General features: G+C 29.4%; 14 protein-coding genes. 5 read left to right on the top strand and 9 right to left on the bottom strand.

Annotated elements, in window-relative coordinates; all coding sequences use genetic code 11:
* Position 1 precedes the first annotated feature (1 nt).
* The 3 genes from rbfA to ribD are packed head-to-tail and all read left to right on the top strand — an operon-like array spanning position 2 to position 1,802.
* A complete protein-coding gene (gene rbfA / locus CRU94_RS02285; RefSeq protein WP_129105205.1) occupies positions 2-364 on the top strand; it encodes a 30S ribosome-binding factor RbfA in 363 nt (120 codons plus the stop codon).
* Positions 361-789 (top strand): ribosome maturation factor RimP, encoded by a 429-nt coding sequence (gene rimP / locus CRU94_RS02280; RefSeq protein ID WP_129105204.1) that lies wholly within the window; start codon positions 361-363, stop codon positions 787-789. Before rbfA ends, rimP begins: the two co-directional genes overlap by 4 nt.
* A gap of 5 nt (positions 790-794) precedes the next feature.
* Complete coding sequence (ribD, locus tag CRU94_RS02275; RefSeq protein WP_129105203.1) at positions 795-1,802, top strand: bifunctional diaminohydroxyphosphoribosylaminopyrimidine deaminase/5-amino-6-(5-phosphoribosylamino)uracil reductase RibD; 1,008 nt, start codon at positions 795-797, stop codon at positions 1,800-1,802.
* 43 nt (positions 1,803-1,845) lie between these two features.
* Here the strand turns inward: ribD and efp are convergent, their stop codons facing one another.
* The 7 genes from efp to pheS all read right to left on the bottom strand — a co-directional run bounded on the left by efp (position 1,846) and on the right by pheS (position 11,181).
* A complete protein-coding gene (gene efp / locus CRU94_RS02270) occupies positions 1,846-2,406 on the bottom strand; it encodes an elongation factor P (protein ID WP_129105202.1) in 561 nt (186 codons plus the stop codon).
* 9 nt (positions 2,407-2,415) lie between these two features.
* The gene (gene serA, locus CRU94_RS02265; RefSeq protein ID WP_129105201.1) at positions 2,416-4,002 is read right to left on the bottom strand and encodes a phosphoglycerate dehydrogenase; all 1,587 of its coding nucleotides are present in this window, start codon (positions 4,000-4,002) and stop codon (positions 2,416-2,418) included.
* Between the two features lie 13 nt (positions 4,003-4,015).
* On the bottom strand, positions 4,016-5,668 hold the full coding sequence (locus CRU94_RS02260; protein ID WP_129105200.1) for a 30S ribosomal protein S1: 1,653 nt from the start codon (positions 5,666-5,668) through the stop codon (positions 4,016-4,018).
* Between the two features lie 64 nt (positions 5,669-5,732).
* Positions 5,733-6,572 (bottom strand): 4-hydroxy-3-methylbut-2-enyl diphosphate reductase, encoded by an 840-nt coding sequence (locus CRU94_RS02255; RefSeq protein ID WP_129105199.1) that lies wholly within the window; start codon positions 6,570-6,572, stop codon positions 5,733-5,735.
* Positions 6,573-6,581: 9 nt separating this feature from the next.
* A complete protein-coding gene (aroA, locus tag CRU94_RS02250; protein WP_129105198.1) occupies positions 6,582-7,859 on the bottom strand; it encodes a 3-phosphoshikimate 1-carboxyvinyltransferase in 1,278 nt (425 codons plus the stop codon).
* 11 nt (positions 7,860-7,870) lie between these two features.
* Complete coding sequence (gene pheT / locus CRU94_RS02245; RefSeq protein WP_129105197.1) at positions 7,871-10,192, bottom strand: phenylalanine--tRNA ligase subunit beta; 2,322 nt, start codon at positions 10,190-10,192, stop codon at positions 7,871-7,873.
* Positions 10,189-11,181, bottom strand: coding sequence for a phenylalanine--tRNA ligase subunit alpha (gene pheS, locus CRU94_RS02240; RefSeq protein ID WP_129105196.1), 993 nt, complete (start codon positions 11,179-11,181; stop codon positions 10,189-10,191). The genes pheT and pheS overlap by 4 nt, the downstream gene beginning before the upstream one ends.
* 107 nt (positions 11,182-11,288) lie before the next feature.
* Here pheS and CRU94_RS02235 point away from each other — a divergent pair, with 107 nt between their 5' ends.
* Together CRU94_RS02235 and CRU94_RS02230 are read left to right on the top strand one after the other, a co-directional pair.
* Entirely contained in the window at positions 11,289-11,633 is a 345-nt protein-coding gene (locus CRU94_RS02235) for a histidine triad nucleotide-binding protein (RefSeq protein ID WP_129105195.1), read from the top strand.
* Between the two features lie 20 nt (positions 11,634-11,653).
* The gene (locus CRU94_RS02230) at positions 11,654-12,391 is read left to right on the top strand and encodes a TIGR04219 family outer membrane beta-barrel protein (protein WP_129105194.1); all 738 of its coding nucleotides are present in this window, start codon (positions 11,654-11,656) and stop codon (positions 12,389-12,391) included.
* Between the two features lie 26 nt (positions 12,392-12,417).
* Here the strand turns inward: CRU94_RS02230 and accA are convergent, their stop codons facing one another.
* Positions 12,418-13,353 (bottom strand): acetyl-CoA carboxylase carboxyl transferase subunit alpha, encoded by a 936-nt coding sequence (gene accA / locus CRU94_RS02225; protein ID WP_129105193.1) that lies wholly within the window; start codon positions 13,351-13,353, stop codon positions 12,418-12,420.
* A gap of 42 nt (positions 13,354-13,395) precedes the next feature.
* Positions 13,396-14,655, bottom strand: a complete 1,260-nt coding sequence (locus CRU94_RS02220) for a beta-ketoacyl-ACP synthase II (protein ID WP_129105192.1) — start codon at positions 14,653-14,655, stop codon at positions 13,396-13,398.
* Positions 14,656-14,739: the final 84 nt, after the last annotated feature.

Below are 14,739 nucleotides of genomic sequence, written 5' to 3'. Positions count from 1 at the left end.
TATGAAAAGTATAAATCTTCAAAGAACAGAGTCACTACTGATGGAGCTTATTCCTCAAGCTCTATCATCTTTAAGTAATGAGCTTATAAACTCTTTAGCAATTACAGGAGTTAATTGTAAAAAGGGTAAATATGATGCAATAGTATATTTTGATGGAAGTGATTTTAGCAAAGAGCAAAATGATGAGATAATCAAAAATTTAATTAAAGCAAATGGTAGATTAAAAAGTGAAATTCTAAGTGCAACTGGATGGTATAAATGCCCAAATTTTAGATTCGAAGTTGATACAAGCTTAGAGAATTCAAAAAATATAGAAGATCTATTTGCAAAAATAAATAAAACAAAAAAGAGTAATCAAGAATGAATTTAGAAGAGCAAATAAAACTAATAGTTGAAAATAGTGGACTTGATTTATATGATATTGTTACAACTAAAGAGCATGATAGAAATATATTTAGAGTTATTGTAACTTCAAAAGATGGTGTAAATTTAGATAAATGTGCAGAGATTTCAAGAGTTATATCTCCGCTTTTAGATGTAGAAGAGCCAATGGGTGGAAAATATAATCTTGAAGTTAGCTCTCCTGGAATTGAGAGAAAATTAAAAAAAATAGAACACTTTATTGCAAGTGTTGGTGAAAAAGTAAAAGTAAAAAATATAGATACAGAAGTTTTTAAAGGTGAGTTGATTTTTGCTGATAAAAACAAGATAATAATTAAAACAGAGGATTTAGAAGTAGAGATTGCTCATAGTGATATTTTAAGTGCAGCTACTTATTTTGAATGGTAATATAGATGAAAATTGATGATAATTTCTATATGAAATTAGCCATTGATGAGGCTTGGAAATATCAACTTCTAACATATCCAAATCCTGCTGTTGGATGTGTTGTTGTAAAAGATGGAAAGCTTTTAGTAATAGAAGCTCACAAAGAAGCAGGAATGCCACATGCGGAAGTAAATGCTCTAAAAACAGCACTTCTTAGCAAAGAGTCTAACTCTTTATTAAAAACATTAGAAAATAGCTCTGATATACATGAATATTTAATAAAAAATCATAATAATTTTTTTAATGATTGCGATATTTACACTACTTTAGAACCTTGTAATCATAACGGTAAAACTCCATCTTGTGCAAAACTTTTATCTATTTTAAAACCAAAAAGAGTAATTATTGGTTCAATTGATACAAATAAAATTGCAAGTGGTGGAATTAAAACTTTAGAAGAATCTAATATTAAAGTTACAACAAAAGTTTTAGAAAAAGAGTGTGAGAATCTTTTACTTCCTTTTAAATCATGGCAAAACAAAAGCTGTATCTTCTTTAAAATGGCACAAACATTAAATGGTATGATTGATGGAGCAGTTAGCTCTCAAAGAGCTAAATTGTATGTTCATATGCTTAGAGATAAGATAGATTTACTTTTAATTGGTGGAAATAGTGTAAGAGTTGATAAACCTATACTTGACACTAGATATGTAAAAGGTAAAAATCCAGATATATTTATTTATAGTAAAAATAGAGCTTTTAATCAAAATATACCACTATTTAGTGTACCAAATAGAAAAGTAATAATTAGTGATGATTTGTTTAAAATACTTGATTATAAGTTTATTATGGTTGAGGGTGTTTATAATTTACTTGATATTTTAAAAGATAAATTAGATTTTGTAGTTTTAATTGTAAGTCCAAAGATAAGAGATGGAGTAAATGCTATAAACTCTTTAAATATTGATTTTGAGATACTTCATGAAAACTATTTAGGTGATGAGAAGATTGTTTTTTTAAAAAAGAAGAGTTAATATATTTAAATTTTATAAAAAGCTAGATTTCTCTAGCTTTTTATTATTTAACTTTTTCTAAGTATTCACCAGTTCTAGTGTCAACCTTGATTACATCACCTTCAAGTATATGAAAAGGTATTTGTACAACAGCACCACTTTCTAAAGTAGCAGGTTTTCTACCACCTTGAGAGTCACCTTTAAAGTTTGGTGGAGTCTCTATAATTTTAAGTTCAACTACCATTGGAGGTTCAACTGTAATTGCTTTACCATTGAAATACATCATATCTACTTGCATTCCATCGATTATCCAATCTTTAGCCTCTCCTACTTGATCATAAGTAAGTCCTTCTTGCTCATATGTATTTACATCCATAAACTGAAGTAACTCGCCATCATCATACAAAAATTGCATCTGTTTTTGAACAAGATTTGGAGTTTCGCACTTATCACCCGCATGGAAAGTTTTTTCAATAGTTTTTCCATTTAAAAATGATTTTATTTTTGCTCTAACAAATGCAGCACCTTTACCAGGTTTAACATGTTGATACTCTACAATTTTGTATGGAATTCCATCAACTTCAATTTTTAAACCTTTTTTTAATTCACTCATACCAATTGCCATAATCTCTCCTTATATTTCAGCATAAGCAACAGCAATTGATGCTTCAAGGCTATCAAGCTCACTTATTACTTTTGAGTTTGCTTTTTCATCTATTAAAATAACTGCTAATGCAGTTCCCTCTTTTCCACGACTAAGTCTAAAGTCAGAGATATTAATTCCATTTTCACCTAGAATATTTCCAACTTTTCCTACAACTCCTGGGATATCTTTGTTTTTCATAATAATCATTTTACCTTTTGGATCAACATCGATTTTAAATCCATCAAGCTCAACAACTCTTTGAACTTCTTCGCCAAATACAGTTCCAGATATAGTTTTAACACCTTTTGAAGTAGTTATTTTAATAGTAACTTTATTTTTATATCCGCTACTATTTGTTAAAGCTTTAGTTGAAAGATCAATACCTTTCTCTTTTGCAATAAAGTTAGCATTTACATAGTTTACACTACTTCCAGAGCTAACACTTAAAACTCCAACAGTTGCAAAAGTTTGTAAAGAGTCAACAAATTCAGATAGTTCACCCTCAGCACTTACTTCAATAGCTCTAATTTCACTTTTACTAATTTGTGCTAATAAAAATGCCATTTTTTGTGTTAATTCAATATATGGTTTTACAAATGAAGGTATTTTACTCTCATCAATTGGAAGGTTTAATGCATTTGGATATGAGATTCCTCTAGCACTCTCTATTGCATTGTTTGCACTTTGAATAGAGATCTCTTTTTGACTCTCTTTTGTATTTGCACCTAAGTGAGCAGTTACTGTAACATTTGGTAAATCTAATAGTGGATGAGAAGTTGCAGGCTCTTTTTTGAATACATCAATTCCAGCCATTGCAATTTTTCCATTTTTTAGGTTTTCTACTAATGCTTCTTCATTATATAATCCACCTCTAGCACAGTTGATTAATACAACTCCATCTTTCATCTTTTTAATCTCATCAAAACTAATCATATCGATAGTCTCTTTGTTTTTTGGAGTGTGAATTGTAATAATATCACAAGCTAAAATATCATCAAAGTTAGTTGTGTATTTAATCCCTAAATCAGTTGCTTTCGTACTTGGAATATAAGGGTCATAAGTAATTACATCCATCTCAAATGCTTTTGCTCTAAGAGCAACTCTATGTCCAATATTTCCAAAACCAATAACACCTAGTTTTTTACCATAAAGCTCATTTCCATACCAATCTTCTCTTTTCCAAACTCTATCAATTTTTAATTGGTTATGAGCATATGGAAACTTTCTCATACAAGATAGCATATGTGCCATTGTAAGCTCAACTGCAGCTATAGTGTTTGCAGTTGGAACATTCATAGCAATAATTCCTCTTTTGCTACAACCATCTATATCAACATTATCATAACCAACACCAGCTCTAATAATAGCTTTAAGGTTTGTTGCTGCATTTAAGAACTTCTCATCAACATCTGTTGAAGATCTTGTAATTGCAACATCAGCATCTTTAATAATATCTAATAGTTTAACCTTATCAACATCTGCTGCATAAACATAATTAACATCTTCAGTGCTTTGTAAAATATTTAATCCAGCTTCGTGAATGTGGTCACAAACTACAATTGTATGTTTACTCATTAAAAAATTCCTATTATTTTATTTGATCTTTTAAAATATCACCAAGAGTCATAGACATATCATCATTTACAGATTTTAACATCTCTCTTTCTTGTTGTTGCTCTAATCTTTTAATAGATAGTCTTACTCTATTTTTCTTTGTATCAATATTTATTACTACTGCTTCAAGCTCATCACCAATTTTAATCTCTTCAATATTAACTGGTCCAAAATCTTCTGTTCTAATAAGTCCGTCAAGATTATTTTCAAGTTTTATAAATACTCCAAAATCTTTTTTATCTTTAACGCTTCCTTTTACAATATCACCAAGTTTATAGTTATCTTGGAATTTTTTTGCAGGAGATTCAGCTATCTCTTTAATTGAAAGTGAAATATTCTCTTTCTCTTTATCAATTTTGATAATTTTCACTTCAACTTCATCACCTTTTTTGAATAGGTTTTTACATTTATTATTTGGTTCCCAAGATGCTTCTTCATTGTGTAATAATCCATCAACATCACCTAAAGTAACAAATGCTCCAAATTCAGTTAAAGTTGAAACTTTACCTTTTAAAACATCTCCAACTTTGTGTGTTTTAATAAATTTGTTAAATGGTTTTTCTTGAAGATTTTTTAAACTTACTCTTAATCTTTTTTTATCTATATCAAGCTCAATAACTTCAACATTAATCTCATCACCAATAGTTAAAATATCTTTTGGATTTTTAATGTTTTTGTTCCATGAAAGTTCAGAGATATGTAAAAGACCCTCTATATCATTTCCTAAATCAACAAATGCACCATAAGATTCAAAGTTAGAAACTGTAACAGTAATTGTATCTCCAACCTCTAATTTATCTTTAATCTCTTCCCATGGATTTGATAAAGCTGCTTTAATTGAAAGGCTTAAGTGTTGTTTTGATTTATCATAAGATAGAACTACAACAGAAACTGTATCACCTTCATTGTAGTAGTTTGCAGGATTAACAGGACCTTTATAAGAGATTTCATTGTAGTTTACAAGTCCATCAATTCCACCTAAATCAACAAACATTCCATAAGAAGTTATTTTTTTAACAACTCCATCAATTGGATCTTGATTTTCTAAAATTTTTGCAACTTTTTCATCTTTTAAGTTTTTGCTCTCTTCAATTAGTTTTTTTCTTGAAACTATTATTGAACCTTGGTTTTTATTTACTTTAATAACTTTAGCTTTTACGCTTTTTCCGATTGCTCCAATACTTTTCATAAAAGATTGTGCCATTGGCATAAAGTATTCACAACCATTTTCATCTTCAATTGTAAAACCACCTTTAGGTTTTACAGCTGTTACTTTTCCTTCAATAACTACATCTTCAAAATTTTCACCATGAGCTTTTATAAAGTTGTCAAATTTTTCTCTTTGAATTACTTTTCTATGTGAAATATTTGGTCTTTCACCTCTATTTCCCATAAGCATAACAGGAATTGTATCTCCAACTTTATATTTTAATTCACCATTTACAGTAATTTCATTTAAAGATAAAAGTCCCTCTATTTTTTGACCAACATCAACTAAAACTCTCTCATCAGTAATTTCAACAATCACACCATCAACTACAGAGTTATTCTCTGCTTGTTCAAAAGACTCATTAAGCATTTGCTCAAAATCAAAGTCTTCACCTAAATCTATATCTTCCATACGCATTTTGTACCTTCTTGTTTACCAGTTTTTTTTAAAATAGGAAGATTGTACAAAAAAAAGGCTTAAATTATAGTTTAAAGCTCTCTATTTTATTGATAACTTTTTGAATAACCCAATCAGGAGTGCTTGCTCCAGCCGTTATTCCACAAAATTTCTTATCTTTAAACCAAAATTTCTCAAGCTCTTGTTCATTTTCTATTAAATATGAATCTTTGCAATTTTCTAAACAAATAGAGTGAAGCTGTTTTGTATTTGATGAACTTTTTCCACCAATTACAATCATAACATCAGCTTTTATTGAAATATCTCTAGCAGCATCTTGATTTTCAAAAGTTGCATCACAAATTGTATTAAAGACTCTAACCTCTTTATTTTTTAAAATAAGTTCATTTACTATTTCTAAATAAGTCTCTTTTTTCTTTGTAGTTTGAGCAACACAAGCAATTTTACTCTTTTTGAATTTTATATTTTTCAAATCCTCTTTGCAAAGAATTATATGAACATCTTCAATATCTGTTGCATAAGACATAACACCTTTAACTTCAGGATGATTTATATCTCCAAAAATAACTATTGAGTAGCCCTCTTTGGACATATTTTTTACAATATTTTGTGGAGTTGTTACAAATGGGCAAGTTGCATTTATAACTTTTTTTGTAGTTTTTTTAATCTCTTTTAACTCATCTTTTGGAATTCCATGAGTTCTAATTATTACAGTATCTTCAGGTTTTACATCACTTAATTTAGAATAAAGTCCCACATTAAAATCTTTTTTTAATCTATTAATCTCATCTTCATTGTGGATTAATGGACCCATGGTAGCACTATTTGTATATTTTTGTGCAATATTTATAGCTCTTTTAACGCCAAAACAGAAACCATAACTACTAGCTAACTCTATTTTCAAAATTTATCCTTAATATAAAGAGTCTAAAATCTCTTTAAAGTTTGGGAATGAAGCATTTATACACTCTACATCTTCTATATTCATTCCGCAAACAAGTCCAGCAATAGCAAAACTCATAGCAATTCGATGATCTCCAAATGAGTCAATTGTTGCAGTTTGAAGTGTTCCACCAACAATCTCATAACCATCTTCAAACTCGGTATAATTTACACCACAAAGTTTTAGGTTATCAACTACAGCTTTTATTCTATCACTCTCTTTTACTCTTAACTCTTTAGCATTTTTTACGCTAGATTTACCTTTTGCTAAACTCATTGCAATACTAAGAGCTGGAAGTTCATCTATAAGCCAAGATATCTTTTTGCTTACTTCAACACCATTTAACTCATTTCCAATTACTTCAATATCTCCAATTGGTTCATAAATATTCTCTTTTTCAATATAGTTTACTATTGCACCCATTCTTTTTAAAACTTCATAAGCCTCAATTCTTGTTGGATTTAAAGATACATTTTTTATTACAACTCTTGAATTTTTATTAATTGCTGCTGCAACTGCAAAGAAAAATCCACTTGATGGATCAGCTGGAACTGTTATATTCAAAGGTTTTAAATAGGTAGTTAAAGGTTTTATATTTATAAATCCTTCACTATCAGTAAAAATTTCAGCTCCCATACCTTTTAACATTCGCTCAGTATGATCTCGTGTTAGTTCACTCTCTTTATATCTACTAACATTTGTTGCTCTTAAAGCTGCTAAAATCATAGCTGATTTTACTTGCGCTGAATCAACTGGAGAAGAGTAAGTAAATGGTTGAAGATTTTTTTCACCTCTAATAAATAGAGGTGCTTTATTTCCATTCTCTCTTCCATCAATATTTGCTCCAATGCTTCTTAATGGATCTGCAACTCTTTTCATAGGTCTGCTTCTTAAATATTTATCTCCACTTAAAACAAAACTTCCCTCAACACTTGCTAATAAACCACAAAATAGTCTCATAGCAGTTCCTGAATTTCCACAATCAAGAACATCTTCAGGTTCACTTAGTTTTTTTATAGGAGTAATTTCGATGCTACTTCCATTTTGAACAATTTTTGCACCAAGTTGCTCTACAATTTTTAAAGTGTGTAGAGTATCTTCAGCCAAAAGATAGTTTTTTACATATGAAGTTTTATCTGAAAAAAGTGAAAACATCGCACATCTGTGTGATATTGATTTATCACTTGCTATATTGTCTATAACTACATTAAAAGGCTTTGATAATCTATTGATACAAAAATTTTTCACTTTTTTATTCCTTATCTTAAAGTAATATTTAATTTCTCTTTTAAAACATCTAAAATTGAGTTCATAACACCATTTATATCATCATCTTCAAGAGTTTTTTCATCACTTTGAAGAGTAAATCTTATTGTTAAACTCTCAAACTCTCCTAACTTCTCATCACTATAAATATCTATTAGATTAAACTGTTTAATAAGTTTGTTATCTAAAGATTTAATAACATCTTTTATTAATTTAAATTCCATATTTTTTGGTGCAATGATACTTAAATCTTTTCTTGAAGTTTGAAATTTTGAGTATGAAGATACCTTTATTATCTCATTTTTTATTGCATCAAAATCTATTTGTGCAAAAAAAGTATCACTTAAATCATAATCCGTTGCAACACTTGGATGAAGTTTTGATATAAATCCAACAACTTTATTATCAATTACTATATTTGCACTTTGATATGGATGAATAAATTTATTATCAATATCTGTCATAGTCTCAAGCTCAAACTCACCAACACTATTTAAAACTTTTTTAGAAAATGAAAAGAAGTCAATATTTTTTGGTTTACCAGCATTTAAAACAGACTCTTGCTCAGCTGCTCCGCTAAATATAAATGCAACTTTTTTACTCTCAACTCTATTCTCATCAAAAATAGTTCCAATCTCAAAGAAACTTGCACTTCTAGCACCCGTTTTAAAATTATTTGAACAAGCCTCTACTAAATTTAAAAGAAGAGTTGTTCTATAAGTATTTAGCTCTTTTACAATTGGATTTATGAGTTCTAACTCATCTTTTACAGTTTTAAAACCATATTTTAACAAGCTCTCTTTAGATGTAAATACATAAGTTAAAGTTTCAAAGAAACCATTTTCAATAGCTTTGTATCTAATTTTATTTTTCTTTAAAATATCTCTTGAAGTCTTATTTACTCTATTAACTTCATCAATTGCTAAAGGTTTTGATTTAATATTATCAATACCAATCATTCGAATAACCTCTTCAGCAATATCTGCAATATTCTTAATATCGTGTCTATATAAAGGAACTTTTACTAAAACAAGATTATCTACTGAGTCCTTAATTTCAAATCCTAAAGATGATAAAACTCTCTCAATCTCTAATTTATCGATATCTTGTCCAATTATAGAGTTTATTTTTTTTATATTAGTGCTAATTGTTATTTTTTCAAAATCATCTAAAAACTCTTTAGAACCAGCATAAATTGTAACTCCAAATTTAGCTAAATAGTCACAATAATACTCCACTGCCAATTCAATATCTGGATTACTTCCTCTTGATGTTTTATAAAAAACATCACCTGTTTTTATCTTTTTGTCAAATACAAGCTTAGAGATATAATCAGGATTTTGATAAGATGCTTCAATTAAAAAATCTCCACCACAATCTTTTATCTCTTTGTGTTCAACACCAATTGTACTAAGCTCAATTTCATTAGTGTATAAGCTATCAAAACCATTTTTATTTTTTTTGATTTCAAATGAGTACAAATCATTTTTAAGTTTTGCATCTTTACTGTTGTATATATTTAAAATAACACCAATAGAGTGACTTGCATACTCTAATGAATTTTTTATCTCAAAATTCTCTTTATATTTTGATATTGTTGCAACTCTTAAATTTGATAATAAATCTAACTTAAGAGTCTTTATCTCTATACCTTTATAGATAAGATTAGAGTCTATTTTAGAAACATCTATAGAGAATTTTTGACCTATACTTAAACCTTCAAAATTTGATTGTTTTTCAAAAATAGTAAGAGGAATATTATAATAAGCACTAAGCTCTCTTGCAACTCCAAGAATACTTAGACAATCACCTCTGTTTGGAGTAAGTCCAATTTCAATTACATCATCATTTAAAAGTGGATAATCTTTTAACTCTTTTCCTAAAACTAACTCTCCAATTGAGTTATCTAAAACCATTATTCCATCATTTAATTTTGGAAGAGCAAGTTCTGTTGAAGAGCATATCATTCCATTTGATTCAACACCTCTTAGTTTTGCTGCTTTTATTTTAAAATCATCACCAAGAACTGCACCAACTGTTGCAACAGCAACAAATTGGTTCTCATCTACATTTGAAGCTCCACAAACTATTTGCTCAACTTTTGAACCTATATCAACTTGACAAATATTTAATTTGTCTGCATCAGGATGTTTCTCTTTTTTTATAACTTTTCCAACAACAACTTTAGAAGCAACTCTTCTTTTTTCAACGCTATCAACCTCTAAACCAATACTATTTAAAGTTTTACATATCTCATTGGTGCTAATTTTTGAGATATTAACAAACTCTTCTAACCATTTTTTTGTAACTATCATTTAAATTGTCCTAATAATCTTGTATCGCTTTCAAATAGTGATCTTAAATCGCCAATATTATGAATTAGCATAGCAAATCTCTCAATTCCTAAACCAAATGCATATCCTGATTTATCTTTATAATTAACAGCATCAAAAACATTTTGATCTACAACTCCACAACCTAAAACTTCAAGCCAACCTGTTTGCGAGCAAACTCTGCAACCACTCCCTTTACAAAATACGCAAGATATATCAACTTCAGCGCTAGGCTCTGTAAATGGGAAGTATGAAGGTCTAAATCTAACTTCAACCTCTCCAAACATATGTTGTAAAAATTCAACCATAACATGTTTTAGATTTGCAAATGAAATTTTATCAGCATCATCTACAACCAATCCCTCTATTTGATGAAACATTGGAGTGTGAGTGATATCAAAATCTCTTCTAAAAACAGTTCCTGGAGCTATCATTCTAATTGGAGCTTTTTGACTTAACATTGTTCTTATTTGAACAGGTGAAGTATGAGTTCTTAATAGCGTATAATCTTTATTATAAAATGTATCAGCCATGTCCCTAGCTGGGTGATACTCTGGAAGATTTAAAGCTTGGAAGTTATGAAAATCATCTTCAACCAAAGGACCCTCTTCAACAGCAAAATTTAGGTTTAAAAAGTAGTTTATAATTCTATTCATAGTTTCAGCAACAGGATGCACAGCCCCTGAACTAATAGTGTTGTTAAATTTTGTTACATCTATTTTTTCAAGTTCTAATTTTTTATTTAAAAGTTCAAACTCTAATGACTCTTTTTTACTATCTAAAGCATTTGTTACTTGCTCTTTTTGAAGATTTAGTTTTTGGGCAAAACTTTTTTTCTCTTCATTTGGAATATCTTTCATCTTTGCAAATTCCAAAGTAAGAATACCCTTTTTACCTAAAAGCTCAACTCTAACAGATTCTAACTCTTCAATAGTTTTTGAAGACTCAATTTTTTTTATCCAAAGTTCCAATTTTTTTCCTATTCAAATAATCTATAATTTTCTTATAAGCTTGCGATTGTATCTAAAAATTTATTAGAGTTTGGTTATAATCTTAAGGTCTATTTTAAGGAGAGAATATGTGTATTTTTTGCAAAATTGTTAATAAAGAGATACCAAGCAGTGTTGTTTTAGAAGATGATAATTTTTTAGCTTTTCATGATATAAACCCTACTAGAAAAGTTCATGTTTTAGTTATTCCTAAAGCTCACTATGAATCATTTGAAGATGTACCAGCAGAAATTATGTGTGATTTAACTATTTTTATTAAAAAAGTTACAAAAAGTTTAAATATTTCAAAAAGTGGTTATCGAATGATTACAAATATTGGGATTGATGGTGGACAAGAGGTTCCTCACCTACATTTTCACATAATTGGTGGTGAAAAAGTTGGAAGATTAGTTAGAGACAAAAACGATTTATAAATTTATACAAGGAAAAAAAGATGAAAAGAGTTTTAAAAGTAGCAGTTATTAGCTCAGCTTTACTATTAAGCAGTGCAAATGCAGATTTTTTAAGAGCTGAAGTTGGAGCAGGTGCTTGGTTTTCAAAATCAAGTGGTAATATAAAAGCAGATAGTTCAGGTTTGTCTGGAGTTGACTTATCAAAAGAGAAAACAAGGACAAATATGTACGCTTGGGCTTTGTTTAAACACTTTGTACCAGTTGTTCCAAACTTAAAAGTAGAGTATTCAAAAGTTGAAAGTATTGGTTTAGCAACTGGAGATTTTAGTGGATATTCTGGTGGTGGAAATGAATCAAAACTTACAATGAAGCAGTTAGATATTATTCCTTACTATAATATTTTGGATAATACTTTTTGGACAACTATTGATTTAGGTGTTGATATAAAAATTATTGATGCAGATTATAGTGTTGCAAATCAACCAAAAAGTAATGTAACAAAAACTATTCCACTTCCAATGGGATATGCAAGAGTTAGAGTTGAAGTTCCAACAACTAATATTGGAATTGAAGCAGATGCAAAATATATAAAATATAGTGATAATTTAGCTTATGATGCAAAAGCTAAGATAGATTATACATTTGATATATCACCTTTAATTAAACCAGCTATCGAAATAGGGTACAGAGTACAAAAAGTTGAAGTAGATAGACTTTCAGATTTAAAAACAGATTTAGATTTTAAAGGTATTTATGCAGGATTAATGCTTAGATTTTAAGCGTAAAAAAAGAGTAGATATAAAATCTACTCTTCAAATGAACCAAGATTCATAATTTTTTGGTATTTTCTCTCTTGTCTCTCTTTTGGTGATAGCTTTTTAAGTTCTTCTACTGAGTTTAAAAAATACTCTTTTAAAGCCATAATAGCCTCATCTTTTTTTCTATGAGCACCAATTAAAGGCTCATTTACAACATCATCTATTAAGCTTTGTTGTTTTAAATTATCTGAAGTAATTCTTAAAGCTTGAGCTGCTGTTTCAACCTTTGATGGATCATTCCATAAAATTGCACTACAACCCTCAGGCGAGATAACTGCATAAACAGAGTATCTCATCATAGCTAATTTATCAGCAACAGAAATAGCTAAGGCTCCACCACTACCACCTTCTCCAATTACAACTGAAACAGTTGGAGTAGTTAAATTTGCAAATTCAAAAAGATTTTTAGCAATTGCTTCACTTTGATTTCTCTCTTCAGCTCCAAGACCTGGATATGCACCTGGAGTGTCAACTAACATCAAAATTGGAACTTGAAATTTCTCTGCCATTAAAGCAGCTCTTAAAGCTTTTCTATACCCTTCAGGACTTGGCATACCAAAGTTTCTTTTTAACTTTTCTTTAGTTCCTCTACCTTTTTGTTCACCTATAATTAAAACTCTTTGATTATCAATAAATCCAAAATAGCAAACAATTGCATGATCATCAACATAGTGTCTATCTCCATGAACCTCATATGCATCTGTTAAAAGTCCATTTATATAATCAAGTGCATAAGGTCTATCAGGATGACGCGCAAGTTGAAGTTTTTGATAGTCATTTAAATTTTTAAAAGTTTTTTCAACCTCTTTTTCAAGTTTTTTTTCTAAAATCTCAATAGCAGGTTCATCAGCTTTTGTTCTAGCGATTACTATCTCCTCTTCGATTTTTCTAATTTTTTCTTCAAATTCTAGATATGTTGCCAATATTTTTTCCTTAAAAAAGTGTCTACTTTTTAAATTTTTATATTACTTTGTAAACTTTTTAAAAATTACAGAAGCATTTGTTCCACCAAAACCAAAGTTATTTGACATAACAGTAGTTAACTCAACTTTTCTAGCTACATTTGGTACAACATCTAAATCACATTCAGGGTCTTGATTCTCAACATTTATTGTTGGAGGAATAATCCCTTCATTTAATGCTTTTATTGTCATAATTGCTTCGATTGCTCCAGCTGCACCTAAGCAGTGACCAATTTGCCCTTTTATTGAAGATACAAGTGGACTTTTCTCTTTTCCACCAAATAGCTCTTTTATTGCGGCAGTCTCATTTTTATCTCCAACAGGAGTTGAAGTTCCATGAGTGTTAATATAGTCTATTTTTGGATATTCTCCGCTATTTGCTTTTACCATTTCAAATGCAGCTTGCATTGCTCTTAGTGGACCATCAATAACAGGTGAAGTTATGTGGTTTGCATCACCACTCTCTCCAAATCCAATTATTTCACAATATATTTTTGCACCTCTTTGTAGTGCACTATCAAGAGATTCAACAACTAATGCTCCAGCTCCCTCTCCCATTACAAATCCATCTCTATCAATATCAAATGGTCTTGAAGATTTTTTAGGATCATCATTTCTTGTTGATAATGCTTTCATAGCTGCAAATCCACCAACTCCAGCACCACAAATGGCACTCTCAGCTCCAACAACTAATATTCTATCAGCACCATTTAGTACAATTGTTTTATAAGCATCACAAAGTGCATGAGTTGATGCAGCACAAGCTGTAACATGCCCTAGAGATGGACCTTTTAGATTGTGTTCAATAGAGATAAATCCACTTAGCATATTTGCTAATGAAGATGGTATAAAAAATGGAGATATTTTTCTTGAACCTCTTGTGTCACAAATTGTAGAATTTTTTTGAATTGTGCTTAAACCACCAATTCCAGAACCTGAAATTATTCCAAATCTATTTGCTATAGACTCATCAACTTTTTTATTTTCACTAGTAACAAAACCACTGTCAATCATAGCTTCAAGAGCAGCTTTAATACCTAGTTGGATAAATCTATCAGCTTTTTTTACCTCTTTTTTATCCATTACAGTTTCAGGGTCAAAGTTTTTAACTTCTCCTGCAATTTGTACTGTAAAATCACTTGCATCAAACAGTGTTATTGTATCAATACCACAAACACCATTTTTTATAGCTTCAAAAGACTCATTTACACTGTGTCCTGTAGAATTTATAGTACCAAGTCCTGTAATTACAACTCTCTTCATAAAATATGCTCCATTTTTTTGATTTTAAATTATTCAATCTTTTAAGTTTAAAAAACTCAATAATAAAAAAATGAAAGATTTCTC

This window comes from Arcobacter sp. AHV-9/2010 (assembly GCF_004116575.1).
Lineage (GTDB): Bacteria > Campylobacterota > Campylobacteria > Campylobacterales > Arcobacteraceae > Aliarcobacter > Aliarcobacter skirrowii.
The sequence above is the reverse complement of the archived record's forward strand: the minus strand, read 5'-3'. Positions and strand labels throughout refer to the sequence as shown.

What these genes read in the sequence shown, in the direction of transcription:
- rbfA (WP_129105205.1), top strand. Translation starts at nt 2, where the DNA reads ATGAAAAGTATAAATCTTCAAAGAACAGAGTCACTACTGATGGAGCTT.
- rimP (WP_129105204.1), top strand. Translation starts at nt 361, where the DNA reads ATGAATTTAGAAGAGCAAATAAAACTAATAGTTGAAAATAGTGGACTT.
- ribD (WP_129105203.1), top strand. Translation starts at nt 795, where the DNA reads ATGAAAATTGATGATAATTTCTATATGAAATTAGCCATTGATGAGGCT.
- efp (WP_129105202.1), bottom strand. Translation starts at nt 2,406, where the DNA reads ATGGCAATTGGTATGAGTGAATTAAAAAAAGGTTTAAAAATTGAAGTT.
- serA (WP_129105201.1), bottom strand. Translation starts at nt 4,002, where the DNA reads ATGAGTAAACATACAATTGTAGTTTGTGACCACATTCACGAAGCTGGA.
- CRU94_RS02260 (WP_129105200.1), bottom strand. Translation starts at nt 5,668, where the DNA reads ATGCGTATGGAAGATATAGATTTAGGTGAAGACTTTGATTTTGAGCAA.
- pheT (WP_129105197.1), bottom strand. Translation starts at nt 10,192, where the DNA reads ATGATAGTTACAAAAAAATGGTTAGAAGAGTTTGTTAATATCTCAAAA.
- CRU94_RS02235 (WP_129105195.1), top strand. Translation starts at nt 11,289, where the DNA reads ATGTGTATTTTTTGCAAAATTGTTAATAAAGAGATACCAAGCAGTGTT.
- CRU94_RS02230 (WP_129105194.1), top strand. Translation starts at nt 11,654, where the DNA reads ATGAAAAGAGTTTTAAAAGTAGCAGTTATTAGCTCAGCTTTACTATTA.
- CRU94_RS02220 (WP_129105192.1), bottom strand. Translation starts at nt 14,655, where the DNA reads ATGAAGAGAGTTGTAATTACAGGACTTGGTACTATAAATTCTACAGGA.